The sequence below is a fragment of the Synechococcus sp. NB0720_010 genome, from assembly GCF_023078835.1.
Lineage (GTDB): Bacteria > Cyanobacteriota > Cyanobacteriia > PCC-6307 > Cyanobiaceae > Vulcanococcus.
The window spans coordinates 573450-597167 of record NZ_CP090898.1; the positions used below are offsets into that span (position 1 = coordinate 573450).

The 23718-nt window shown below is 61.4% G+C and carries 24 protein-coding genes; 11 read left to right on the plus strand and 13 right to left on the minus strand.

What is annotated here, in order from left to right:
- The first annotated feature begins 73 nt into the window (after positions 1-73).
- Positions 74-718, plus strand: a complete 645-nt coding sequence (locus tag LY254_RS03070) for a hypothetical protein (RefSeq protein ID WP_247478839.1) — start codon at positions 74-76, stop codon at positions 716-718.
- Here the strand turns inward: LY254_RS03070 and folP are convergent.
- From folP to LY254_RS03095, 5 genes are read right to left on the minus strand one after another with little or no spacing between them, the layout of a single operon-like run.
- On the minus strand, positions 715-1548 hold the full coding sequence (gene folP, locus LY254_RS03075; RefSeq protein ID WP_247478841.1) for a dihydropteroate synthase: 834 nt from the start codon (positions 1546-1548) through the stop codon (positions 715-717). The genes LY254_RS03070 and folP overlap by 4 nt on opposite strands.
- Positions 1548-2279: a triose-phosphate isomerase gene (gene tpiA, locus LY254_RS03080; RefSeq protein ID WP_010317608.1), complete on the minus strand. Its 732-nt coding sequence runs from the start codon at positions 2277-2279 to the stop codon at positions 1548-1550. Before tpiA ends, folP begins: the two co-directional genes overlap by 1 nt.
- Positions 2280-2324: 45 nt before the next feature.
- The gene (locus LY254_RS03085; RefSeq protein WP_247478842.1) at positions 2325-2549 is read right to left on the minus strand and encodes an RNA-binding S4 domain-containing protein; all 225 of its coding nucleotides are present in this window, start codon (positions 2547-2549) and stop codon (positions 2325-2327) included.
- A gap of 9 nt (positions 2550-2558) precedes the next feature.
- A complete protein-coding gene (locus LY254_RS03090; protein WP_247478843.1) occupies positions 2559-3749 on the minus strand; it encodes a diguanylate cyclase in 1191 nt (396 codons plus the stop codon).
- Positions 3750-3808: 59 nt separating this feature from the next.
- On the minus strand, positions 3809-4639 hold the full coding sequence (locus LY254_RS03095; RefSeq protein ID WP_247478844.1) for an ABC transporter substrate-binding protein: 831 nt from the start codon (positions 4637-4639) through the stop codon (positions 3809-3811).
- 436 nt (positions 4640-5075) lie between these two features.
- Here LY254_RS03095 and LY254_RS03100 point away from each other — a divergent pair, with 436 nt between their 5' ends.
- From LY254_RS03100 to LY254_RS03115, 4 genes are all read left to right on the plus strand, one after another.
- Positions 5076-6668 carry a GGDEF and EAL domain-containing protein gene (locus LY254_RS03100; protein ID WP_247478845.1) on the plus strand — a complete coding sequence of 531 codons (1593 nt, stop codon included), beginning with the start codon at positions 5076-5078 and terminating at the stop codon, positions 6666-6668.
- A 134-nt stretch (positions 6669-6802) separates the two neighbouring features.
- A complete protein-coding gene (locus LY254_RS03105) occupies positions 6803-8539 on the plus strand; it encodes an ABC transporter ATP-binding protein (RefSeq protein WP_247478846.1) in 1737 nt (578 codons plus the stop codon).
- A gap of 9 nt (positions 8540-8548) precedes the next feature.
- Entirely contained in the window at positions 8549-8935 is a 387-nt protein-coding gene (locus LY254_RS03110) for a hypothetical protein (RefSeq protein WP_247478847.1), read from the plus strand.
- A 26-nt stretch (positions 8936-8961) separates the two neighbouring features.
- The gene (locus LY254_RS03115) at positions 8962-9189 is read left to right on the plus strand and encodes a DUF6447 family protein (RefSeq protein WP_010317799.1); all 228 of its coding nucleotides are present in this window, start codon (positions 8962-8964) and stop codon (positions 9187-9189) included.
- Here the strand turns inward: LY254_RS03115 and cysK are convergent, their stop codons facing one another.
- Positions 9190-10170, minus strand: a complete 981-nt coding sequence (gene cysK, locus LY254_RS03120; protein ID WP_010317798.1) for a cysteine synthase A — start codon at positions 10168-10170, stop codon at positions 9190-9192.
- A 100-nt stretch (positions 10171-10270) separates the two neighbouring features.
- Here cysK and LY254_RS03125 point away from each other — a divergent pair, with 100 nt between their 5' ends.
- The 3 genes from LY254_RS03125 to LY254_RS03135 all read left to right on the plus strand — a co-directional run bounded on the left by LY254_RS03125 (position 10271) and on the right by LY254_RS03135 (position 12283).
- Positions 10271-10762, plus strand: coding sequence for an HdeD family acid-resistance protein (locus LY254_RS03125; RefSeq protein ID WP_010317797.1), 492 nt, complete (start codon positions 10271-10273; stop codon positions 10760-10762).
- Complete coding sequence (locus LY254_RS03130) at positions 10759-11961, plus strand: FAD-dependent monooxygenase (protein ID WP_247478848.1); 1203 nt, start codon at positions 10759-10761, stop codon at positions 11959-11961. The genes LY254_RS03125 and LY254_RS03130 overlap by 4 nt, the downstream gene beginning before the upstream one ends.
- Positions 11962-12055: 94 nt before the next feature.
- A complete protein-coding gene (locus tag LY254_RS03135) occupies positions 12056-12283 on the plus strand; it encodes a hypothetical protein (RefSeq protein WP_010317795.1) in 228 nt (75 codons plus the stop codon).
- Here the strand turns inward: LY254_RS03135 and LY254_RS03140 are convergent, their stop codons facing one another.
- From LY254_RS03140 to LY254_RS03165, 6 genes are all read right to left on the minus strand, one after another.
- Positions 12284-14950, minus strand: a complete 2667-nt coding sequence (locus LY254_RS03140; protein WP_247478849.1) for an HAD-IC family P-type ATPase — start codon at positions 14948-14950, stop codon at positions 12284-12286.
- A gap of 37 nt (positions 14951-14987) precedes the next feature.
- Positions 14988-17156 (minus strand): glutamine synthetase III, encoded by a 2169-nt coding sequence (locus LY254_RS03145; RefSeq protein WP_247478851.1) that lies wholly within the window; start codon positions 17154-17156, stop codon positions 14988-14990.
- Between the two features lie 48 nt (positions 17157-17204).
- On the minus strand, positions 17205-17447 hold the full coding sequence (locus tag LY254_RS03150) for a hypothetical protein (RefSeq protein WP_247478852.1): 243 nt from the start codon (positions 17445-17447) through the stop codon (positions 17205-17207).
- A 65-nt stretch (positions 17448-17512) separates the two neighbouring features.
- On the minus strand, positions 17513-18205 hold the full coding sequence (locus LY254_RS03155; RefSeq protein WP_247478855.1) for a pirin-like bicupin family protein: 693 nt from the start codon (positions 18203-18205) through the stop codon (positions 17513-17515).
- A complete protein-coding gene (locus LY254_RS03160) occupies positions 18205-18714 on the minus strand; it encodes an NADPH-dependent FMN reductase (protein ID WP_247478857.1) in 510 nt (169 codons plus the stop codon). The genes LY254_RS03155 and LY254_RS03160 overlap by 1 nt, the downstream gene beginning before the upstream one ends.
- Positions 18714-19940, minus strand: coding sequence for an FAD/NAD(P)-binding oxidoreductase (locus LY254_RS03165; RefSeq protein ID WP_247478865.1), 1227 nt, complete (start codon positions 19938-19940; stop codon positions 18714-18716). Before LY254_RS03165 ends, LY254_RS03160 begins: the two co-directional genes overlap by 1 nt.
- Before the next feature lie 203 nt (positions 19941-20143).
- On the opposite strand from LY254_RS03165, the gene LY254_RS13020 reads away from it, so the two are divergent.
- Positions 20144-20839 carry a rubrerythrin family protein gene (locus LY254_RS13020; protein ID WP_247478866.1) on the plus strand — a complete coding sequence of 232 codons (696 nt, stop codon included), beginning with the start codon at positions 20144-20146 and terminating at the stop codon, positions 20837-20839.
- Positions 20840-20841: 2 nt separating this feature from the next.
- On the opposite strand, the gene LY254_RS03175 is transcribed toward LY254_RS13020, so the two are convergent.
- A complete protein-coding gene (locus LY254_RS03175) occupies positions 20842-21411 on the minus strand; it encodes a DUF2808 domain-containing protein (protein WP_247478867.1) in 570 nt (189 codons plus the stop codon).
- Positions 21412-21696: 285 nt separating this feature from the next.
- Here LY254_RS03175 and LY254_RS03180 point away from each other — a divergent pair, with 285 nt between their 5' ends.
- Both LY254_RS03180 and LY254_RS03185 read left to right on the plus strand, forming a co-directional pair.
- Complete coding sequence (locus tag LY254_RS03180) at positions 21697-23394, plus strand: iron uptake porin (RefSeq protein ID WP_247478869.1); 1698 nt, start codon at positions 21697-21699, stop codon at positions 23392-23394.
- A 127-nt stretch (positions 23395-23521) separates the two neighbouring features.
- The gene (locus tag LY254_RS03185) at positions 23522-23692 is read left to right on the plus strand and encodes a hypothetical protein (RefSeq protein WP_247478871.1); all 171 of its coding nucleotides are present in this window, start codon (positions 23522-23524) and stop codon (positions 23690-23692) included.
- The last annotated feature ends 26 nt before the right edge of the window (positions 23693-23718 follow it).

Below are 23718 nucleotides of genomic sequence, written 5' to 3' on the forward strand. Positions count from 1 at the left end.
CTTCGGGACAACCAAGCAAAGCGGTGAGGACCAGCTCGTGTTTCGTTTTCAGCTATCCACTGAGCGCAATCAAGTGGAATTGATCGCCAATGGACAAGGACAATCCATACCCTTTCAGGTGATCGGTCCGGCGACCGAGATAGCTTTTGTTGAGGAGTTAGTCGAACAGCACTTTGGCTCATTGTGTGTCAAGCCAGGGGATCTACTGGACTTTCTCCAGAATGACCCCTGGATTCAAGAAACCTTTCAGAGCCCAACTGTGATCGAAGGAGAACTCGAAGCAGCCCTACTCGATGCTGAGGCCGAGAAAGACTTCTTTCAGACGAAGCCCCTTGGCCAAAAGTTGGTCAGTGCAGGAGTGATCAATCTGGACGAACTCGAGCAACTCCTATTGGATTATCAACCATTTGCTGCCAACCAGCGTTTGGGTGAATTCCTCAGGTTGAATCTTAAAGTCTCTGGACCGATGCTGGAATTACTAATTAATCCGTCGCTCTATGCCGATCGAGGCTTCAATGACCAGCGCCTCGGAGAACGCCTGAAAGAGCTAGAGCTCATCAGCGAGGACAGACTCAATCAAGCCCTGGCCAGCCAGCGGATGAATGGCAAGCGACTTGGAGAGATCCTGGCCAACCAAGGGGTGATTTCAGAGCAGATGGCCAAGTTCTTTAGTGAGGCTCAACTCACACCAGCCGGCGAGATTGAATTCGCGAGTTAGGCCCAAAGCGCATCCGCCATGCGTGCCACCTGGACAATGGCCGCTCCATCGTGAACACGGACCACATCCACACCAGCCGCGACGCAACGGGCAACGACAGCTGCAGTACCCCAGAGTCGAGCCTTAGGGCGGGGCTCATCCAAAACAGCTCCGATAAAGCGCTTGCGCGAAGGCCCAACGAGAAGCGGGATGCCATCCGCCTTGAGCTGCTCAAGTCCCTTGAGCAGCTCAAGATTCTGTTCAGTGGTTTTGGCAAACCCCAAGCCTGGATCCCAAATCAAGCGCTCCATGCGAACACCCGCAGCAAGAGCGCGCTCGGTGGCATGCCGCAGCTCCCTGAGAACGACAGTAATCACACCCTCAGGGCCGTAGTCCGTCAACGAATCCATGGAGTGGCTGTCCCCTCTGGAGTGCATCAGCACATAGGGGCAGTCCGCTGCGGCGACAACAGCCAACAAATCGGGATCCCGAACGCCGCCGCTGATGTCGTTAATCCAATCCGCTCCAGCTTCAATGGCTCGCTGAGCGACGCAGGCCCGATACGTGTCCACCGAGATCAGCGGCTGACCCAATCCCGGCGGGAAGGCTGATCGAATCGCCTGGAGACTGGGGAGGAGGCGATTGAGCTCCTCTACACCGCCGACATCCTCTGCACCAGGACGGGTGCTTTGGGCGCCAAGATCCAAAACCCCCACACCTGCTTTGACCAATGTCTTGGCCTGCCGCAAGGCCTGGTCTGGAGAGCGAAAGCGACCACCGTCACTGAAGGAATCGGGGGTGAGATTGATCACCCCCATCACCTGGGTTGGTTGGCCCAAGGGCCTTGCCATCAGACCGGCTGGTAGTTCGCAATGCGAGCGAAGCCCTCTGGATCCAGGGAAGCCCCACCCACGAGAACGCCGTCGATATCGCTCTGGGCCATCAACTGGTCAATCGTTCCTGGATTCACAGAACCGCCGTACTGCACCACCACGTCGGAATAACCAACCCAGTCTCGAATCAGTCCGCAGATCCGATTGGCTTCAGCCGCTTCACAGGTTTTGCCCGTGCCAATGGCCCAAATCGGTTCGTAGGCAATGATCAATCGGCTGTGATCCAAGCCATCCACCCCTTGCTGCACCTGGCGGCGGATCACCTTCTCTGCTTCCCCTGCCTCCCGCTGCGAATCGCTCTCGCCAACGCACAGGATCGGGGTGATGCCGTGCTTCTGGGCACTACGGGCCCGAAGATTGATTTGCTCGTCAGTCTCGCTGTAGTACTTGCGTGGCTCACTGTGGCCAACAATGGCGTGACTCACTCCATGCTCGAGGAGCATGCCGGCAGAGACCATCCCCGTAAAGGCGCCCTTCTCTTGCCAGTGGATGTTCTGAGCCGCAATCCGTATCCCACTGCCCGCCAGGGAACTGCTCAAGCTGGCGATGGCCGTAAAAGGAGGCGCCAGAACCACCTCACGATCGCTAGGAAGGCCGGCCACCAGAGGCTTGAAGCTCTCAGCAAAGGCCTGCGCTTCAGCGCAGGTCATATGCATCTTCCAATTGCCCGCGATGACAGCCTTCCGCACTGCGTTCATAGGTCGACTAGCGATCCAACCTAAGGTCTGGGGTCCTCAGCGAAGGTCGAGCTGCTGAGGTACGAGAACTGTCTGACCAGCGAACTCGACCCGGTCGCCGGCTTTCAGCTTCCGACCACGCTGGGTCTCCTGGAAGCCATTGACCCGGACCTCCCCGCCCTGAATGCGCTGCTTGGCTTCACCGCCTGTGAAGACCAAGCCTTGCCATTTCAGAAATTGATCCAGGCGAATGGGCTCGGAGGTCCCCAGGGGTGTGGTCACGCTGTCAACTCATGCCAGTTGCATTGTCCAACCCTGAGTCCCCGCCTCTTTTGGTGGAACCAGGTTGTTTCCACCATTGCCTTTAGCCGCATAGAGACCCACGTCTGCAGCAGCCAAGAGCTCATCGATGTTGCAGACCCGTGCCAAACGTGAATCCGCCATGCCGATCGACAATGTGAACTGGACAAGAGACCCGTCATTCAGCCGCCAGGAACGGGCTGCAACCTGACGGCGTAAGGACTCCAGAACAGCAGCCGCTTCTTCAGCGGACTCCAGCATCAGAACAGCAAATTCATCGCCTCCGAGGCGACCAATCAGATCGCCAGAGGGAATCACGTCACGAAAGAGTGTGGATAACTGACAGATCACTTCGTCCCCGGCGGGGTGACCATAGGTATCGTTAATCGATTTAAAACGATCGATATCAATCAAAGCGACAACACATAGGCAGTGATTTTGGTTGAACTGTCCAATCTGCTGGGTAGCCATCTCAAAAAAGGAACGACGATTAAAAACGCCAGACAAAGAATCGACTTGAGCCAATCCCAATAACTCAGGCAAAAGGCGGCGACGCAAAAAGAACACCAGCGCCGTTTCCGTCAGAAAGAGTGGTGCAAAGCCTGCAAGAAAAACGAGCGCAATCCACCGGGACCAGCGCTGAGTCACTGGAGACAGATCAAGCTCGAGCACCAATAGCCCACGGGTCCCGAGATCAGGCCGCCCCTCAATCGCCAAGGGAGTCGGAGCAATGTGGACCAGTCGCTCACCACCGAAGGCCGGGATGAATCCTAGAAACTGATTAACCGGTTGAACAGAATGGCAAGCGGCAGCCGCATCTGCTGGACGAAGGCACGTCAACAAATCACTCGAGTTTTCTCCAAGCCTTATCCACCAGCTGAGGCCAAAGACTGAACTACCCAGCATCGTGTTGTCATTCGCGGCAATGACTCTTCCACCTGGACCGAGAAGAACAGCCGAGTGCAAGCCTCTAGAAGCGGCTTTGAGCTGGAGCTCTCGCTGGACTTCCTCGACGGGTTGATAACTGGTGACGCTACGAGCAAGGTCGTGCTCAATGGAGCGTGCCTGGAGTTCTGCCTCTCTCATAGCGGCATGCACAACCAGAAATCCGCTAACCCCAACCAAAAGGCAAGATCCCAAAGCGGTCACAAGTAGGGACAGGAAGATCAATTCCTGATTCACCCGTTGATGCAGAAGACCCTTGGTTGAGGGAACCAGTCGCTGGACTGATCGGAGGTGACTCATTGTGCCGCTTCTACATACGTAGAAGTCACCTTCGGTATGATCGAGCCTCGCGGAATGAGCTGCAGTTTCTCTTGCAAGTCACGCACCGCTTCAATATTGCGAGCGACCCGTCCCTCAGGCTGTAGCATTTCGACCTGATCAGACAAGCTGAAATAACGCAGACCCTGTTCCGCTGCACGAAACTCATCGACGCTCAGGCGTTCCCGTTCAGCCAGTAGTGGAAGGGCTCTCTGAGGCCGTAGCCTGGCTTCAGCATGGGCTGCAGACCAAGACCTCAACAGGGAAACAACGCTGTTTTGGTTGAGTTTGAGAAAGTTTTTTTCAACCACCAAGACAGTCAGGATCTCCCCCGGAATGACTGCACTATTGAAGAGTGGGCGTAAGGGAGCGCCTCTTAAAATGACACGGCTGGAGGGAGAGGGAAGTACTGCTGCATCGACAGAGCCAGTGAACAAGGCTTTTGGCATCAACCCAAGTTCCATCTTGCGCATCTTGATCTCACTGAGCGATAAACCATGAAGCTGAAGTGCCCGACCGAGGACAAACGGTCCAAAGTTGGAGCGCGAAACGGCAATCGACTTCCCCTTTAGATCTCGAATTGAGAGCAGTGACGGTACAGAAATAATCTGATCAGCCTCGACTGACTCATCCAGAACCAAGATGACAACCGGGCATCGCTCAGGCACTCGAGCACAAAGCTCAACCAACTCGATAGTGGTTAATTGTGCTATCGGAAGTTCTGCCCTGAGATAAGCATGAACAATGGATTGAGGGTCCGGATACTGCCGAGGAAAGATCTCAATACCCTCGACCCGATCAAACCCCAACTCGTGAGCCAAATAAAAGTACTCATAACCAGGCCAACTCGAAACAGGGACATCAATCGAGGGGCGACGTGAAGCGCAAGATCCGACGAACCAAACAAAGCAGGAAGCCAGCAGTAGGCCAGGAAGGGATCTCCGAGACATCCAAAGGGGCAGCCTGAGGCCAAGTTCAACCTAGTGACCAAGCCTGAGAAAAAAGCCTTTCACTCGAAGCAGATCTCACTCAGATCTGTGACTAGGGTTGAGCTGAAGAGTTGGTCCGTAGTGCCTTCTGTCCAAAGCAGTCAGTGATCCAGAGGCCATTCTTCAGCTGCTACTGAATGCCGAGTACCACCTCAAACTTGGCTCCTGGCTCCAGAAGCATGGTGGCGATGGGTCGATGCTCTGGTCGCCGCAGCTCTGTCAGATTCTTCGCTCGGAGGAAGGAGGTGGGCAGACCATGGACCAGTTACTCGCTGTCGTCGCCAAAGAAGATCGAGAGCGAGTCCGAACGGAACTCCAGCAATCGCAATTGAGCGGACAAGCCGGCCGAATCAGGCATCGACTTCGCTTGAAGGATGGCGATGAGTGCTTCGTCGATCATCGCTGCTTTACAAGCTATGACAACAAAGGACGCCCTCTCTACTCCATCGGGACCCTGCAGGAGTGCCCAGGAGTTCAAAGCACCAAAGGCGAAAGATTCGATCCAAACCAAACAGACAGGCTGACCTGTCTACCCAATCGCGCAGCAACAGACATCTACATCAGTGAGCTCATCCGTGACGTCATCAGTGGAGTCAGCAAAAACACCAGGATCACAGTCACCTGCCTAGACATCGATCACTTCCAAGAGATCAATGACACGTTTGGAATCGCCAATGGAAACAGACTTTTAGTCTGGATAGCGAGACATCTTCGCGATCAGATCACCCCGGAAGACTGGCTGGCAAGGCTCGAAAGCGACAGCTTTGTCATCATTCAGACAGACGGAATCCAGAGCACTCAGGACGCCATCCAGCATGGCAAACGGTTACAGAAGGGGCTTCGATTAACTTCGAGGAGCCTAGAAAAGCTGCCATCAATACACCTCAGTGCCTGCATTGGGATCAGCACTTGGCCTGGCATCACAACAGCCGATGACGATCCGATTCAATCCGCCAGAACAGCGCTTGCCGCTGCCCAACGACGCGGGCCAGGAAAAGTTCAGGTGTATTCAGAATCCCTCAGCGCGACGATTCGCGAGGCCCTTGACCTCGAGCAAAAGCTCTCGACTGCCATTGAAAGGAATGAACTCGAACTTCACTATCAGCTGCAGTTTGATCAGAGAGGCAGCCTCATGGGAGCAGAAGCACTGCTTCGGTGGGACCGTCACGGGGAAGCCTTTATTCCATGTAAACGATTTATCCCTGTCGCCGAGCAGAGTGGATTAATCGAAGACATTGGTAGCTGGGCTCTAAAGAATGCGGTTCAACAATTCGCCGAGTGGCAGCGCAACAACATCAACATCCCAAAACTATCAATCAACGTTTCAGCCGAACAACTCAACCCCGATGCTGAGCCGCTCGATGAGTTAATAACCGAAATCTGTCACCTGGAAGGGCTTTCCCCCAGTCACATCGAGCTGGAACTCACAGAAACTGCATTGCTCAAAAATCCCAATGACGCAGCAATGCGCCTTCAAAGGCTTCAAAAGCTAGGGGTTTGTCTTTGGGTTGATGATTTTGGCACAGGTTTTTCCAATCTGAAATCGTTGCAGAGACTGCCACTCAAGGGATTCAAGATCGACAAGAGCTTTGTGAGAGATATGGAGCAAGACCCTAATGATTATTCAATTGTTCGGGCCACAACCCAACTCGCCCATGGACTCGGATTGAAATCCCTAGCCGAAGGAGTTGAGTCGATCCAACAACTCCAGCAACTCAAGCGACTGGGATGTGATGGCTTTCAGGGCTTTCTTTTGGCAAAGCCGAAGAATGCCGAAGAGATGGCCAGAGAGCTCAACGACACCCTCAGCCATGCGAAGCGACTGTGCATGGCAGACGAGCCGGAATGAGTTGAGCCAGCCAGATCAAGAACCAATCGTGCAAGGCCCTAGGCCAGCAGCTCGACCAGCTTGCGTCGATACAACGACCAGCGACCCTTTCTTCCAACGGCAGTCGTTTTAAAAAGCGCTGATAGCTTGCCCCGATGCTTGCACCCTCATCGGCCGGCTTCCGGCGCCTGCTGCCGCTGCTGAAGCCCCACCGTCCCGCGCTGATCGCGGGTGGGGCCTGCATGCTCGTCTTTGTGGTCTGCTGGCCGCTCCTGGCCTGGTTGGCCGGTCAGCTGATTCCCGCGATCGGAGCCGGTGACTTCAACCGGGTGCTGCAGGTCATCGGCCTGGCCCTGACGGTCTTCATGCTGCAGAAGATCGCACAGTTTGGTCAGGACACCCTGCTGGCGGGACCGGCTCTGCAGGTCAGCCAGGAACTGCGCCGCCGGCTGTTCGCGCGGCTCCAACGTCTGGATTTCGGAGTGCTCGAGAAGCTCTCTGCTGGCGACCTGACCTACCGCCTGACAGAAGACGCCGATCGGGTGGGCGAGGTCATCTACAAGACGATCCAGGACACCACCCCCTCGGTGCTGCAGCTGGTGGTGGTCTTCGGCTACATGGTCTGGCTGGACTGGAAGCTCTCCATCGGCACCCTGCTGCTGGCCCCCTTGGTGGCCGTGCTGGTGAGCGTCTTTGGCGCCAAGGTCATGGGCGCCGCAGAAAAGAGTCAAAAACAGGTCAGCGAATTGGCCTCCCTGCTGGGAGAAGCGATCTCCGGACTCCCCCTGGTGCGGGCCTTTGCCGCTGAGCCCTGGCTGCAGCAGCGCTTTGAAGTTGAGATCGATCTGCATCGCAAGGCCCGCTACCGCACCCAGAAGCTGCTGGCCCTGCAGTACCCCGTCGTGGGCTTCCTGGAGGCCGCGGGCATCCTGGCGGTGCTGCTCATGGGCGCCGCCCGCATCCAAAGCGGTGACCTTGATGGACAGGGCTTCAGCAGCTACGTCGCCGCCCTGCTGATGCTGATCGACCCGATCAGCCACCTGACCACCAACTTCAACGAGTTCCAACAGGGCCAGGCCTCCCTCAAGCGCCTGCGGGAGATCGAGCGGGAAGCGGTCGAGCAACCCGATCGCCCGGACGCCCAACCCCTGGGGCGCGTCGCTGGCGAGCTGCTGCTCGAGCAGGTGAGTTTTGGCTACGACCCGCAGCAGCCCGTTCTGAAGAACCTCTCGCTCCAGGTCAAACCTGGCCAGGTCGTGGCCCTGGTCGGTCCCTCGGGGGCAGGCAAGAGCACCCTCTTTTCCCTACTGCTGCGCTTCAACACCGCCCAGGGCGGTCAGGTGCTGCTGGATGGGCGCAACCTGGCTGACCTCAAGGCCGCTGAGCTGCGCACGGCCGTGGCGCTGGTGCCTCAACAGAGCGCTGTCTTCTCTGGCACGGTCGCCGAAGCGATCGCCTTTGGCCGGCCGGCCACCCGGGAGCAGATCCAAGCGGCCGCACGCCTCGCCAATGCCGACGGTTTCATCGAGGCCCTTCCCGGCGGCTACGACGCCCGCGTCGAAGAGCGGGGCAGCAACTTCTCCGGCGGCCAACTGCAACGGCTGGCCATTGCCCGGGCGGTGCTCGGCAACCCGGCGGTGCTGCTGCTGGATGAGGCCACCAGCGCACTCGATGCCGAGGCAGAAGAAGCCGTGCAGAGGGGCCTCGATCAGGCCATGCAGGGCCGCACGGTTCTGGTGATTGCCCACCGCCTCTCCACCGTGCAGGAGGCCGATTCGATCCTGGTGCTCGAGAACGGCAAGATCGTCGATCAGGGCAACCACGACCTGCTGATCAGCCGCCCTGGTCGCTATCGCGACCTCTGCGAGCGCCAGCTGATTCGCGGTGCTTAACCTGGTCCCATGACGGACCAGGGCCCCACCGCCAAGCCACTCGGTGAGATGCCCGTCTGGGAATACCGGGTCATCCACATCAATGTGGACAACAACAATCCCCCGGCGCCCCCAGACCCAAAGGTGGCCAGTGAGCGGATGGGCGGGAAGCTCAGCCCGGAGTTCATCAGCCGGGAGTTCCCCCAGCAGTACGGACCGGAGCAGCAGGCCAAGGCCAAGGCCGCCCCGAAGCACCCCGCTGAGCAACTGCAGCACTTCCTGAACCTGCTGGGGAAGGAGGGCTGGGAGCTCACCACCACCACCCAGGTCGGGCAGCTGCTGATGTTCTTTTTCAAGCGACCGCTGCGGCCCCTGCCCAAGCAAATTGCAGCGGCAGAGAGCAAGAAAGACCCGTAAGGTGACCCGGTCTACCGCCTTGTGTCGTGACCGACTCCGCCGCCCAGATCCCCCCCGTCCTGACCTTTGAGGGGAAGCGCTACGACCTCAACACCCTGCCTGAGGAGGTCAAGGAGCTGGTGCGCGGCATGCAGGTGGCCGATGCCCAACTGCGCATGCACGAGGACACCCTCAAGGTCCTGGCCGTTGGCCGTCAGTCCATGGCCATGCAGCTCAACGACCGGCTGCAGGGCGTCACACCGATGGCGGACTGATCAGGCGATCGGCAGACCGCGCTCGTTGAAGATCCCCTCGAACAGGACCGAGCTGAGATAGCGCTCACCGGAGTCCGGGAGGACCACAACGATCGTCTTGCCGGCATGGGCTGGATCCTTGGCCAGGCGCAGGGCTGCCACCGCGGCGGCCCCGCAGCTGATGCCGGCCAGGATCCCCTCTTCTTTGGCGAGGCGCCGGGCCATCTCGACGGCCTCCTCATCGCTGACCTGCTCGACGGCATCGACCATGGCCAGATCCAGGTTGCCGGGAACAAAACCAGCACCGATCCCCTGAATCTTGTGGGGGCCGGGTTGCAGGGCATGGCCCCCCTTGGTCTGGCTGATCACCGGGCTGTTGATCGGCTCGACCGCCACCGTGTGCAGAGGCTTGGCCAGGGTGTTTTTGATGTAGCGGCTCACCCCGGTCAGGGTGCCGCCGGTGCCAACACCGGAGACGAAGACGTCGACGTTGCCGTCGGTATCGCTCCAGATCTCAGGGCCGGTGGTGTCGTGGTGGATCTGAGGATTCGCCGGATTCACGAACTGCTGCAGCAGCACGTAGCGATCGGGATCACTTGCGGCGATCTCCTTGGCACGGTTCACGGCCCCCGTCATGCCCAGCCGGCCCTCGGTGAGCTCGAGGTGGGCCCCAAAGGCCGTCAGCAGCTTGCGCCGCTCCAGGCTCATCGTTTCGGGCATGGTCAAGGTGAGCTTGATGCCCTTGCTGGCGGCCACAAACGCCAGGGCAATCCCGGTGTTGCCACTGGTGGGCTCAATCAGCTCCTTGCCGGGGCCAAGCAGACCGTCCCGTTCGGCGGCCGCCACCATCGCCGCACCGATCCGGCACTTCACCGAATAGGCAGGATTGCGGCCCTCGATCTTGGCCAGCACGCGCGCTCCGCAGCCCTCGGTGATGCGGTTGAGCTGAACCAGTGGGGTGCGCCCGATCGTGAGGCTGTTATCGCTAAAGATCGCGGCCATGGGGCTCGGAGCTGCACACATAACGGTGGCCGCACCCTAAGAACTGGGCAGGCAAATAGGGAAAACGTTTCTAGGGTTCGGATGATTTCGTAGTCCTGCTGTGGACCCCAAAAACCAGCGCCGCATCGCCGCCGTTCTGCTGGCTCTAGCGGGTGCGACCTCGATCGCACTGCCCTTCATTTCGGCCACGGCCCTGACCTTGAGCATCGGGGTGATCGCGGCGGTGGCTGGGGTCAGCCAACTGCTGCGCATCGGCCAAGCCGAGGACACCAAGGGCAAGGTCTTTCGCGGGCTCTCGGGTCTCTTCTATGTCGTAGCGGGCATCTGGGTCGTGGCCTACCCGGTTGAGAGTGAAATCAGCCTGACCCTCTTTGCCGGACTGCTGCTGATCTTTGAGGGGGTGATGGAGCTGGCCTCGGCCGCCGCCAGCCAAGCCCAGGCCCGCGGCCTGGTGCTCGCCGATGGCCTGATCACCGCCCTGCTGGGGGGGCTGCTCGTGGCGGAATGGCCCAGCGACAGCCTCTGGGCCGTGGGCACCCTCTTCGGGATCTCCCTGTTCTTCACTGGGTTCAGGCTGCTGACGGCTGAGTGACCCTCCCGCCCCGGTTCATCGTTGTTGGAGCGGGGCCCGCTGGATTGAGCCTGGCGCTCCAGCTCGCCGAAGGCGGAGCGCAGGTCGAGCTGATCGAAGCCAGTGAACGCTTTAGCCGGCAGTTCCGCGGCGATGCCCTGATGCCCAGTGGTCAGGAGGCCCTGGCCCGAATGGGACTGCTGCCGCTGCTGGAGCACCTGCCGCAGCGGCCCCTGGAGGGATGGAGCGTCTGGCTCGAGCGCCAGCGCCTCTTCCAGGTGGCAGAACCCCTGGGGTCGCTGCAACCCTGCCGGCTCGTACCTCAGCAGAGCCTGCTGGAGGCACTGCTCGAGCGAGCCCTGCGCTGCCCGACGCTGCGCTGGAGGCCAGGCCAGGCTGTCCGCCGGCTCCTCCGGTGCGATGGGCGCATCAGCGGCGTCGAGCTCAGCAACGGCGAGGCGCTGCAGGCGGATCTGGTCATCGGCTGCGATGGCCGCGGTTCACTGCTGCGTCAACAGGCCGGGATTCCACTGCGCCACTCGGGCAGTCCACTGGAGTTGCTCTGGTTTGCGCTGCCTGGACCGATCCCCAGCGACTGCGTCTGGGGTTTCCAGACCCTCGTGGCCGGCGGCCGCATCGGCAGTGCCTGCCTCAATGCCTCAGGGGATCTGCAACTGGCCTGGTTGCTCGAGCCCCAGGACAGCGCAGAGTCCCTCACCCCGCAGGAGTGGGCAGAGCGGTTGGCGGCGCTGGCACCGGAGCCCCTGGCCCATCTGCTGCAGGAGCGGGGGGAGAGGCTGAGCGCCCCCGTGCGGTTCAAGGTCCAGGTGGGCATGGCGGAGCGTTGGCAGCAACCGGGTTTGCTGCTGCTTGGGGATGCCGCCCACCCGATGAGTCCGGTTCGTGCCCAAGGCATCAACCTGGCGTTGCGGGACAGCTTGGTGGCGGCTGAGTTGCTGCTGGAGCGCTCCAGTGACCTCGATGGAGCAGCACAGGCCATTGAGAAACGCCGGCGGGCAGAGGTCAGCCAGATGCAGCAGCTTCAGCAGGCGGAAGCGAGGCAGGGCCATTGGCTTGGCCATCAGCGCATCCTCCGCACGGGACTGATAGGAGGACGCGCCATCACCGGGCCCTTGGCGCAACGGGTGTGGACCAACAGGCAAGGACCACTACGGGACGGTCGCTGGAACGCCTTGGCCGGGGCAAACCTTCAGCCCTAAGGATCAAGACAGGCCAGCGTCGCGCGATCTGCCTGGCCAAGCCCGGGGGTTGGAGCCAGAGTGTGATCAGCCGTCAGGAGATGGACGACCTGGGATGTCCGACAACCTCCAAGACGAACGTTGGATCGAGATCTGCCCCCATTACGGCGGGCCGAACTGCAACGAGCACTGTGCGGCCCGGCTTCGGGAGGTGTTTAAGCACTACGACGTCAATATCCCCACCGTTGATCAGTTCTGCCCCCTGAAAGGGGAACCAACAACCTCACCGCCAGAGAAGCCGCGGGATCGCTTTGAAGTGATGCACGAGCAGCCGAGCGATTGATCAACCCAAGGTGGCTGGGGACGGTCGCTCCATGGGATCCAACCACTCGGCACAATGCGTCACCGGAATCATCAACAGCATTGGCAAGGCGCAAACCGCCAGCTGCGAGCCACTCAGCGGGCTTGTGCCGAAGAAGGCATTCATCCAACCGGCCTGACTGAAGAGCCCTTGCAGGGCGAACGTGGCCATCACTCCCAGGGGGACGGCAGGTGCCTGGCGCAGATCCTGCAAGCGGAACGGCCAGACCTGGCGCCAATGGCTAATGGCCACGAGATACACCAAGTGCGACAGCACCAAACCCTGCACCGCCATCGTCCGGGCCAACGGAAGATCACCGAACTGATGCTGAGCCCAGAAGAACAGCCCGAAGATCACACACCAATTGAAGAGGGAGACCAGGATCACGCGTCGGATTAATGCCGGGTTCAAGAGGGGCTCTTCCGGCTGTCGCGGCGCCTGGTTCATCAACGCGGGGCTCAGCGGTTCAAAGGCCAGGGCGATGGACATGGTCAGTGAACAAACCATGTTCAGCCAAAGCACCTGCAATGCACTGACGGGCAAGGGGGTCCCAAGCAGACCCGCCATCAGGATCGTCATGGAGGCGCCGCCATTCACCGGAAGGACAAAGGCCAGGGTCTTCCTCAAGTTGAGGTAGACCCCGCGACCCTCTTCCACGGCCGCCTCGATCGTGGCGAAGTTGTCATCGGTCAGCAGCATGTCGGCGGCCTGACGGGCCACCTCCGTCCCACTGCGTCCCATGGCGATGCCGATGTCCGCTTGCTTCAGAGCGGGAGCATCGTTGACGCCATCGCCGGTCATGGCCACCACTTCGCCGTTGGCCTGCAGTGCCTCAACCAGCTGAAGTTTCTGGGCTGGGGCAACACGGGCAAAGACATCAACGGAATCCACCACCTCCGCCAGGGCGTCGGAGCTCAGGGCTGCCAAGGCCGATCCATCCATGGCCTGAACCTCTCCAGGGGAGCCAATTCCCATCAACCGAGCAATGGCGATGGCCGTTTGAATGTGATCGCCGGTGATCAACTTCACCTTGACCCCAGCGGCCCTGCAGGCGGCAACCGCTTGGATCGCCTCCGGTCGCGGCGGGTCCTGCATTCCTTGGAGCCCAAGAAAGGTGAAATCGCCGTTGAGGTGGTGGTGCTCAAGCCGCTGCTGCTGTGCACCCAGACCAATGGCAAACGCCAAAACCCGCTCGCCTTGGCCCGCCATGGCGGAGACCGCCGCCTGAATCGCCTCGGCATTGAGCACGCAACGCTGCCCCTGCGCGTCCAACGCATGACTGCAGCGCTGCAGAACAGCCTCCACGGATCCCTTCAGCAAGATGCGCTCGCTGCCGTGCAGGGTCGCCATGTATTGCCGTTCGGACTCGAACGGCAATACATCGCGCCGCGGGTGCTGGTCATGGGCTGAGCGATGGTTCATCCCAACGGAATGTGCGGCCGCCAGCAGAGCCGTTTCGGTGGGATCGCCTACCCATTGGTCATCGCTACCGGCCTGTGCGTCGTTGCACAACAAGCCGGCCAGCAGGGTCTCCTGAAGAGCGAGATTGACTCCCTTGCCCGCATCGTCCATGGGCCAGAGGTCCCGCAGTGGCTGGAGAACTCCGGCGGCATAGACATGCTCGACCGTCATCCGGTTCTGGGTGAGCGTCCCTGTCTTGTCTGAGCAGATCACGGTTGTACTGCCGAGCGTCTCCACGGCAGGCAACTTGCGGATGATCGCGCTGCGTTTGGCCATCCGATGAACGCCAATGGCCAGGATGATCGTGACAATCGCCGGGAGTTCCTCTGGGATGGCACCCACGGCGAGGGCCACGGCGCCATCGAACATCTCGGCCCAATCTCGTCCCTTCGCCAGACCCACGACAAAGGTGAAGATCGCGAGCAGAACGATCAGTCGCAGCAGCGTGCGACTGAAGCCCACCAACTTGCGGGTTAAGGGGGTGGAGAGGCTGACCGCCTGATTCAGGGCCACCGAGATCTGCCCCACCTCCGTGGCATCGCCAGTGGTCACCACAACACCTGTGCCCTGCCCTGCGGTGACAAAACTCCCGGCGTAGGCCATGCAACTGCGCTCAGCGAGGGGAACCTCTAGCTGCAACGCTCCGGTGGATTTCTCGACGGGCACTGACTCCCCAGTCAGGGCAGATTCATCGGTGCGCAAGGAGCGGACCTGCAGCAGCCGCAGATCCGCTGGAACCTTGCAGCCAGCCTCGAGCTGCACGACATCACCAGGCACCAACGCCTCGGAATCCAGCTGCAGGGCAGCGCCATCTCGGAGCACCAAGACATCGGTGCGGACGCTGTCGGCTAAAGCCGCAATCGCGCTCTCGGCTTTGCCTTCCTGAACGGTGCCGATCACCGCATTGATCACGGTGACGCTGATGATCACCAAGGCATCCTGCGGATCACCCATCGCGAGCTTGACGGCCCCGACGATCAGCAGGGTGATCAGTAGGGGATTGTCGAACTGCTGAAGGAACCGAAGCCACAACGGCTTCAGCGGTTCTGGGCTCAGGCGATTCGTTCCGACTTGATGGACGCGCCGTTGCACTTCCGCAGGGGAGAGCCCCCGTTTCGCGTCGGTCTCGAGTGCAGCAACAACCTCACCCCCGCTTGAGACGTAAGCAGGGGTGAGAAGCGGCTGCATCGCAGGGGCATCGAGCTAGCCCTAGCGATAGCTCAAATCAGCGGACGAAGAGCATCTCCTGGTAGGTGGGCAGCGGCCAGGCGGTGTCATCCACCAGACCCTCCAGGGCATCGGCGGCCTCCCGCAGTTCACCCATGCGGACCATCAGCTGGTCGGCACAGTGACGCATGTGGGCCTCGGAGCCGTGGGGCGCATTGCCCAGAGCGGTCTCCAGGGCGGCGGCACGGTCCAGCAGCTGCTGATTCAGGCCAGCGATTTGCTGGGCGAGCGCCTTGGAAGGATTCAGGCCGATGGCCTCCTGCTCCTGCAGCGATCCAGCCAGCTCGCCGAGGTAGGCGCTGACGGCGGGATAGAGCTGGGTGCGGGCGATCCGCACGGCCAGGCGGGCCTCCACCTCAATCGCCAGGCAGTACTGCTCGGAGTAGACCTCGTAGCGGCTCTCCAGCTCAACGGGGCTGAGCACGTTGTGGCGGGAGAACAGGTCGCGAATGGCCGGGCGCTGCAGCACCGGCAGGGCATCGGCGGTGGTGCGCAGGTTCTCCAGACCTCGCTCCTTGACGGCCAGCTCATGCCACTCGCTGGAGTAGCCGTCGCCGCCAAAGATCACGTTGCCGTTCTCCTGGGTGATCTGCTGCAGCACAGCCATGCTGGCCTTCTCGACGCTCTCGCCCTTGGCCGTGCGGGCCTCCAGCTGATCGGCAATCCAGGCCAGGGAATCGGCCAGCACCGTGTTGAGGACCACCAAGGGACCAGCCACGGACTGGCCGGAGCCCACGGCGCGGAACTCGAAGCGGTTGCCGGTAAAGGCGAAGGGTGAGGTGCGGTTACGGTCGCCGGCGTCCTTGGGGAACTCCGGCAGGCTGTCGATGCCCAGACGCATCATTCCGCCGGTGGCCGAGCTCTTGAGCTGGCCGCCCTTGATCTGGTTGAAGACGTCCTCGAGCTGGCTGCCGAGGTAAACGGAGATGATCGCCGGAGGTGCTTCGTTGGCGCCCAGGCGGTGGTCATTGCTGGCGGTTGCAATCGCCGCACGCATCAGCGGGCCGTACTGGTGCACGCCGCGGATCACAGCCCCGCAGAACAGCAGGAACTGCATGTTCTCGTGGGGGGTGCTGCCGGGATCCAGCAGGTTGCCCTGGGTGCTGTTGCCGATCGACCAGTTGACGTGCTTGCCGCTGCCGTTGACGCCGGCGAAGGGCTTCTCGTGCAGCAGGCAGGTGAAGCCGTGCTTCTTCGCCGTGCTCTTGAGCACGGTCATGATCAGCTGCTGGTGATCGGTGGCGACGTTGGCCGCCTCGTGCACCGGAGCGATCTCGAACTGGCCGGGAGCCACCTCGTTGTGACGGGTCTTGGCAGGAACGCCCAGGCGGTAGAGCTGGTCCTCCACGTCCTGCATGAACACCTGAACCCGCTCGGGGATGGCGCCGAAGTAGTGGTCATCGAACTGCTGACCCTTGGCCGGGGGAGCACCAAAGAGGCTGCGGCCCGAGAGCTGCAGGTCCGGGCGGAGCGCCATCAGGGCGTTATCCACCAGGAAGTACTCCTGCTCAGCGCCGCAGCTGGAGTTGATCGGGGCGATCTCGGTCTCGCCCAGCAGTTGCAGCACCCGCTTGGCCTGGCGGTTGACCGCGGCATTGGAGCGCAGCAGCGGCGTCTTCTTGTCCAGGGCCTCACCGGTCCAAGAGACAAAGACCGTCGGGATGCAGAGGGTGACGCCGTTGGGCGTGCGCATCAGCCAGGCGGGGCTGGTGGCATCCCAGGCGGTGTAGCCGCGGGCCTCGAAGGTGGAGCGCAGGCCACCGTTGGGGAAGGAGGAACCGTCGGGCTCACCCTGCACCAGCAACTTGCCGGTGAAGGCGGTGATGGCACGGCCATCACTCTTGGGGGTGATGAAGCCGTCGTGCTTCTCCGCGGTCAGGTTGGTGAGCGGGTAGAAGACGTGGGAGTAGTAGAGGGCGCCGCGGCTGGTCGCCCAGTCCTTCATGGCATTCGCCACGGAGTCGGCGATGGACGGGTCGATCGCACCACCTTCACGGATGGTTTTCTGAAGCGACTTGAACACCTGGCGAGGCAGGGCCTCCTTCATCCGAGCCAGGGTGAAGACGTCATCGGCCCAGATCTCATGCAGGGCCGAAGGCTTGGTCACCGCAGCGGGCTTACGCCGCTGAATGGTCTGCAGGGCAGCAAAACGCTCAGCGCTTGGCATGGCCACTTCGGTATCAGAGTGACACCATCATCGGGGACAGCAGGTCCGCTAACGCAGGGTGCGCCAGTCGCCACTGGGAGTCCGGCGCTCCAGGCCAATGAACTGAGTGATCAGTTGATCCTGCAGTTCTGAGGGGATCGCAGGATCGATCAGCCCTTGATGGACCAGCCAGGTCAGGGCCGCACTTTGGGCGAGCTCAAGGCTCTCAAAGCAGTCATCGAGGACTGGATGGGGTTCACCGCCACGGTCCGTCAAGCGGAATTCCACGGGGAAGGAATGGAGGAGTGTCATCAGCCCAAGCCTGGCGGCAACGGCGCAGCCGTGCGGCAGCGCAGGACACAGCTTCCGGTAGTCCGCTAGCTCAGCTCAAACAGCAGCAGATCCACCCCATCGGCTCCAGCCTGAGCAGAAGCCGGAGCCTCGCCGGCAGCCAGTCCCAGGCCATCACCCCGGGCCAAGGGCTGGGGCAGGGCCAAGCCACCCGTGATGATCTGCAGCCAACTGGCGCAGCGATCGGAGGCCGGCCAGGCCAGCTCGGTCCCCGCTGGGACCTGGGCGCGCCAGAGCCGCACGGAGCGATGAATCGCCATAGCCCCGTCTGCGGCCTGGGGGTCGATCAGGGGCGTCCAGCCCTCGGCCAAGGCGAAGGGCTTCTGTTCGTAGTCAGGCGGGATCCCCGCTGAGGCGGGTTCAATCCAGATCTGCAGCAGGCGGCAGGGGGCCTGGCCGCCATTGACCTCGCTGTGGACCACACCGGTGCCAGCGCTCATCCGCTGCACCTCCCCAGCCCGCAGCACCTCGGCATGGCCCATGGAATCGCGGTGGTGCAACTCCCCCTCGACCATCACCGTGATGATCTCCATGTCCCGGTGCGGGTGCATGCCAAAGCCCTTGCCGGCGGCAATGACGTCGTCATTGATGACCCGCAGCGGACCGAAGCCCATCCAGGCCGGGTCGTAATGACTGGAGAAGGAAAAGCTGTGCCAGCTGTCGAGCCAATCGAGCTGGCTATGGAAACGCTCAGCTGCGGGACGCAACAGCGGGGGCATTACTCGGGAGCTTGAAGCCGCTGCAGTCTGGCGAGCAGGTCCGCGATGCTGTCGTCCTTGGCCGGATGGCTGCCGTTGCTCACCAGCTGACGACCCACGACATGGGCGCCCAAGTGCGCCAATTGCAGCCGCAGGGCGGTCATCACCGTGTAGCCACCGCCGCCCGAGTGGGTCGCGATCACAACGGGCCGGCCATTGAAGAGGGCCCGGAAGTCGCTGCCCTGCACCGACAGCCAGGCGATGGCGCTGGTCAGCACCGGCGGGATCGAGCCGTTGTATTCCGGAGCACAGATCACCCAGCGGGGCGTGTCCATCAGCTTCTGCTGCAGCCCGGCGAGAGCGGCCGGGGGGCCCTGCTCCTGGGCGCGGGGCGTGAAGAGCGGCAGGTCAACGGCGGTGAGATCCAGCACCTCAGCACTGCTGCCTTGGCTCTGGGCGGCCGCCGCAAAGCGGTCGGCCAGCTTGAGGTTTTCGCCATTGCTGGCGCTCAGGACGAGAACGTCAGCCATTACTTCACACCAGGGATAAAACGACGCTCGTGGTCACCGCCTTTGAGCATCCGGTTCCAATAGACCCAGGGCAGCACCACGCTCTTCATGATCCACATGCTCCAGCGCTCCTTGGTGGGATCCAGGGGGAAGGAGGGGGTGGGCTGCTGCTCGTAGTTGAACTCGGCCATGATCGTCTTTCCGTAGCCGGTGATCAGCGGGCAGCAGCTGTAGCCGTCGTAGGACCCCTGACCCTGGCCGCCCTCAAGCTGAGCCAGCAGGTTGGTCACCAGGACCGGGGCCTGACCGCGCACCGCGGCGGCGGTCTTGGAGTTGGGCATGCCGCCCACATCACCGATGGCAAAGACGTTGGGGAAGCGCACGTGCTGGAGGTTGTGCATGCCCACCTCGACAAAGCCACTAGCGGCAGCCAAGGGGCTCTGAGCCACGACGTCCGGGGCCGCCATCGGCGGGGTGACGTGCAGAAGCTCGTAGTTGATGACCTCCTCGCGGGGCTCCTCGCCCTCTTTGCTGACCTTGAAGACCGCCTCTTTGCTCGCCGGCCTGACCTCGATCAGGGTGTGGGAGTAGCGGGCATCGATGCCCTTGCGGGCCACCACCTCCCGCAGGGGCGCGGCATAGGTGGGGACGCCAAAGATTCCAGGGGTGGCCGTGGCGTAGATGACCTTGCTCTTGGCCGCTATCGCGGGATCGCGCTTGATCGCGTCATCGGCCAGGTAGGCGATCTTTTGCGGCGCACCGGGGCACTTGATCGGCATGGGCGCGCAGGTGAAGACCGCGTTGCCGCCCTTGAAGTTCTGGATGCATTCCCAGGTGTAAGCAGCAAAATCCTTGGAGTAGTTGCTGCAGACCCCGCCTTTGCCCAGGGCCTCGGGCAGGCCCTTGATGGCCTCCCAGTTGAGCTTCATCCCGGTGGCCACCACCAGGGCGTCGTAGGTCAGGGTTTGACCAGCGCTGGTGCTGACGCTGTTGCTCTCGGGGGTGAAGCCCGCAGCGGACTCACGGATCCAGGTGACACCCGCGGGAATCAGGCTGGCCTCGTTGCGGCGGGTCTGCTCCAGGCTGAAGACCCCGCCACCGACCAGCGTCCAACCCGGTTGGTAGTAGTGGTCGCTCGAGGGCTCAAGGATCGCGATGTCCAAGGCCGGACGGGCCTTCTTCAGGCGAGCCGCCACCGTGATTCCAGCGGCGCCGCCGCCCACGATCAATACCTGGTGATGGCCCATGGCCGCTGAATCAAGACGCGCTTACCCCAGATCTAACCAGAAGGGGACCAACCCGGCAGCCCCGCCGCAGGATTCCAGACGGCAATGGACAAATAAAGAAGGACTCGGCCGCAATGAGGCCTAAGCAGAAATACTCAAAACCTATCCCGTACTCATAACGACTACGACTTAGCCCTTATGCTGGCCGCAGTTGATGCGAGTCGATGAACACCAGCAATCCCGGCACCCTCCAGAACCTCGAGGCGGCTTTTGGCGGCGAGAGCATGGCCAACCGCAAGTACTTGTTTTTCGCCGATCTGGCCAAGCAACTCGGCCATGGCGAACTGGCGCGGCTGTTCCGGGAGACCGCCCAGCAGGAAACCGAGCACGCCTTTGCCCACTTCCGCCTGCTGCACCCCGAATTAGTAGTGGAGAACCCTGAGGCCCTGAGCCAGGACGCCAAGGACGCACTACTGGCGCGCTGCCTCGAGCTGGCCATCGAAGGGGAGACCTACGAGTTCGAGGTGATGTACCCCGAGTTCGCCGCCCAGGCGCAGCGAGACCGCGACCAGGGAGCCGTGGCGGAATTCAACGAGCAGATCGATGAATCCAAGGAGCACGCCGGCGTCTTCAGAACCGCCGCCCGCAACTTCGGACTGCTGGCCCCCGTGGAGCAGCACCACGCCGGCCGCTACAGCCAGGCCCTGCAGTCCCTCACCGGCGCCGGCAGTGGAGGCAACAGGGCAACGCCCACCGCAGGGCGCTGGATCTGCAAGGTCTGCGGTGTGATCTACGACCCCGCCCAAGGGGACCCCGATTCAGGCATCGCCGCCGGCACACCCTTTGAGGCGATTCCCGAGGACTGGAGCTGCCCCATCTGCGGGACCCGCAAGGGGAACTTTGTGCCTTACCAGGGCTAGGGCTAGTCGTTCGGAGAAATCTCGATCACCCAGCTTCCGAGATAACCGGACACAGGACTATCTCCAGGGGCCTGACCGAGGGCATTGAACTGGTACATCCCCGCATCGGGGTTGAAGATCTGCAGGTGCAGACCAATGGTGCCGCCCACCGGAACGGGCCTTTGGGGGAACACCTCAATCGCAGAGCCATAGCCGGTCACCTCCACCGCAGCAGGAATCACCTCAAGGCAACGGGTCTTTCTGAGGGAGCCACCACGCTCCATCACGCAGAGCTCCACGTTTTCTGGCTTGATTTCAGCGTTGAAATAGTCAGGCACGGAGACCGCCAACTTGATCAAAGCGGTCTTGCGGTCTTTGGGGCCCAGAACCAGGTAGTAATCGGCACGGCCCGAAGCGCGGCCTGAAGAGGCGTAGTAATAGAGCTTGCGAAAATCGCTGTTGTTGTCCCAGCGAAACTCAAAGCCGGAGCTGCTCGAACCCTGAGCCAGCGCTGGACGCAGACCCATCGGAGAACTGAAGACGCCCAGAGCCGATGCCAGCCCGACGGCACTCCACTTCAGTGCAGACTTCATCCAAGCGAATTTTTTCATCACTAGATTTTAGTAGGCAAGATCATCAACGCCTGCCAGCACTGCTTTTCAGGAGCCTGAGCGAGATAACAGCACCCAATCTCCAAGCGCAATTAAGAACAGGTTAAGAGCACCTAAAGAATGAGTTATGCCCTATATATCCTCATTCAGCTACATAGTGCTGCAGCACACATAGCGATGAAATGAATCACACAAAGTGGTAGGTTTTTGCTGGTTAGTGTTTAGCCAGCCCGTTTGGGCTTCTCTCCTCTTTCGGTGTGAGGACCAATGAAACTGTTCCAGAAGCTTCTTCTGGCGCCTGCAGCTCTGGGCCTTCTGGCTCCTGTTGCTGCAAACGCCGCTGATGTCAACATCGCTGGCCTGAGCGCTTACAGCACCCAGGACCAGGTCACCTCGATCACCCAGTTCTCTGATGTGCAGCCCACCGATTGGGCCTATCAAGCACTGAGCAACCTGATCGAGCGCTACGGCTGCGTCGCTGGCTACCCCAACGGCACCTTCCGTGGGAACCGTGCGATGACCCGCTATGAAGCGGCCGCACTCCTGAACGCTTGCCTCGACCGGATCACTGAGGTGACCGACGAGCTCAAGCGCCTGATGAAGGAATTCGAGCGTGAGCTCGCCATCCTCAAGGGCCGCGTCGATGGCCTTGAGGCCCGCGTGGGCGAACTGGAAGCCACCCAGTTCTCCACCACCACCAAGCTCCAGGGTGACTACTACTGGGCGATCGGTGCCGTGGTTCCAACCGCTGGCACCAGCAACGCCGCCGGTACCGGCAGCGCTGACTGGTACAAGAAGAACTACAGCGCCACCAACTTTGTCTACGACGCTCGTCTGAACCTCAAGACCAGCTTCACCGGCAAGGACCTGCTTTACACCCGCCTGCGCGCCGGCAACTTCGGCAGCAGCCCCTTCGGCGGCAAGGGCTACAACATCACCTACCTCGACCGCGCCGAGTCCTCGGACGGCGTCGTCAAGATCAACCGCCTCTACTACCGCTTCCCCCTCGGCAAGGGCTTCTCAGTCCAAACCGGTCCCATCTCACGTAACACCGAGTTCCTGGCCGTCAAACCCTTCTATTACGGCGACGACTTCAAGGGTCTGGACTTCTTCCAGCTGGGCGGTGCACCCGCGGTCTACAACAAGGCCACCGGCAGCATGCTGGGCTTCAAGTGGAAGCAAAAGGTCAAGAAGGGTCAGCCCTACTTCGCCGCGTCCACCAGCTACGTCGCACCGGACGGCAACACCGGCAACCCTGAAGACGGTGGCATCTTCACCAGCGGCAGCAAGGCCAGCTGGCTGACCCAACTGGGCTATCAAGCCCAGCAGTGGAAGGGCACCTTCGGCTGGAACTACGAACAGTGCGGCAGCAAGATGTCCCGCCGAGGCACTGAAGCTGCTGGCCGGGTCCAGAGCCAAGCCTGTGACTACAACGGCGTGAAGACCGGCGGTGAGCGCAACTCCTTCGCTGTGGCTCTGGCCCGTCGTCCCAAGAACGGCGGCACCCTGATGCCCGCTGTGAGCCTTGGCTGGGGTTATCAGGCTGTCTCCTACGACAACCTCAACTACACCAGCTCTAGCCGTAACCAGACCGGCGCCGCTCTGACCAGCGATGGCGCAACCCAGATCGCTGGCAACCTCAAAGACGAAAACATCGCCGCCACCCAGTCCTGGACCGTCGCCCTCAAGTGGGATGACGCCTTCGTCAAGGGCAACAAGGCAGGCATGTCCGTGGGTCAGCCCACCTTCGTCACCAGCACCCGCAACGGCACCACCCCGTTCGACGCTGGTTACGTCTGGGAGTGGTGGTATCAGTTCCAGGTCAGCGACAACATCGCTGTGACCCCGATGCTGTTCTATTCCAGCAACCCCAGCTCCGCTGGCGCTGGCTACAGCCAGACCAGCACCCAGGGCGACAACCCCGGCGTGTTCGGCGGCATCCTGGCCACCCGCTTCAAGTTCTGATCTTCAGAACCACTCCTCACGCACGAGACCAACGGCCCCCTGCTTCGGCAGGGGGTTTTTTCTTGCGCTTACCAACCACCAAGTGAACGCCGCCGCTTTAGTGTGGGTTTCAGAACAAACCGACGGCATGGGGCCCGACAGCATCAGCCAGGACAGCCAGCAGCGCTCAGCCTCCAACACCAGCCTCAAATGGGGCAGCGATGGCGAGCTCTCTCCGGTGGATCTGCAGAAGGTGCTCGAGCGGCTGACCAACCCTGATCTCACCCAGTGCGAGCTCGAGCAGCAAAACCAGAGCTGATCCCGACAAGAAGGTGTCCTGGGCTA

What these genes read in the sequence shown, in the direction of transcription:
- LY254_RS03150 (WP_247478852.1), bottom strand. Translation starts at nt 17,447, where the DNA reads ATGACACTCCTCCATTCCTTCCCCGTGGAATTCCGCTTGACGGACCGT.
- LY254_RS03110 (WP_247478847.1), top strand. Translation starts at nt 8,549, where the DNA reads ATGACGGACCAGGGCCCCACCGCCAAGCCACTCGGTGAGATGCCCGTC.
- folP (WP_247478841.1), bottom strand. Translation starts at nt 1,548, where the DNA reads ATGGCAAGGCCCTTGGGCCAACCAACCCAGGTGATGGGGGTGATCAAT.
- LY254_RS13020 (WP_247478866.1), top strand. Translation starts at nt 20,144, where the DNA reads ATGAACACCAGCAATCCCGGCACCCTCCAGAACCTCGAGGCGGCTTTT.
- cysK (WP_010317798.1), bottom strand. Translation starts at nt 10,170, where the DNA reads ATGGCCGCGATCTTTAGCGATAACAGCCTCACGATCGGGCGCACCCCA.
- LY254_RS03100 (WP_247478845.1), top strand. Translation starts at nt 5,076, where the DNA reads ATGGACCAGTTACTCGCTGTCGTCGCCAAAGAAGATCGAGAGCGAGTC.
- LY254_RS03185 (WP_247478871.1), top strand. Translation starts at nt 23,522, where the DNA reads ATGGGGCCCGACAGCATCAGCCAGGACAGCCAGCAGCGCTCAGCCTCC.
- LY254_RS03175 (WP_247478867.1), bottom strand. Translation starts at nt 21,411, where the DNA reads ATGAAGTCTGCACTGAAGTGGAGTGCCGTCGGGCTGGCATCGGCTCTG.
- LY254_RS03180 (WP_247478869.1), top strand. Translation starts at nt 21,697, where the DNA reads ATGAAACTGTTCCAGAAGCTTCTTCTGGCGCCTGCAGCTCTGGGCCTT.
- LY254_RS03165 (WP_247478865.1), bottom strand. Translation starts at nt 19,940, where the DNA reads ATGGGCCATCACCAGGTATTGATCGTGGGCGGCGGCGCCGCTGGAATC.
- LY254_RS03160 (WP_247478857.1), bottom strand. Translation starts at nt 18,714, where the DNA reads ATGGCTGACGTTCTCGTCCTGAGCGCCAGCAATGGCGAAAACCTCAAG.
- LY254_RS03135 (WP_010317795.1), top strand. Translation starts at nt 12,056, where the DNA reads ATGTCCGACAACCTCCAAGACGAACGTTGGATCGAGATCTGCCCCCAT.
- LY254_RS03105 (WP_247478846.1), top strand. Translation starts at nt 6,803, where the DNA reads ATGCTTGCACCCTCATCGGCCGGCTTCCGGCGCCTGCTGCCGCTGCTG.
- LY254_RS03145 (WP_247478851.1), bottom strand. Translation starts at nt 17,156, where the DNA reads ATGCCAAGCGCTGAGCGTTTTGCTGCCCTGCAGACCATTCAGCGGCGT.
- LY254_RS03155 (WP_247478855.1), bottom strand. Translation starts at nt 18,205, where the DNA reads ATGCCCCCGCTGTTGCGTCCCGCAGCTGAGCGTTTCCATAGCCAGCTC.
- LY254_RS03140 (WP_247478849.1), bottom strand. Translation starts at nt 14,950, where the DNA reads ATGCAGCCGCTTCTCACCCCTGCTTACGTCTCAAGCGGGGGTGAGGTT.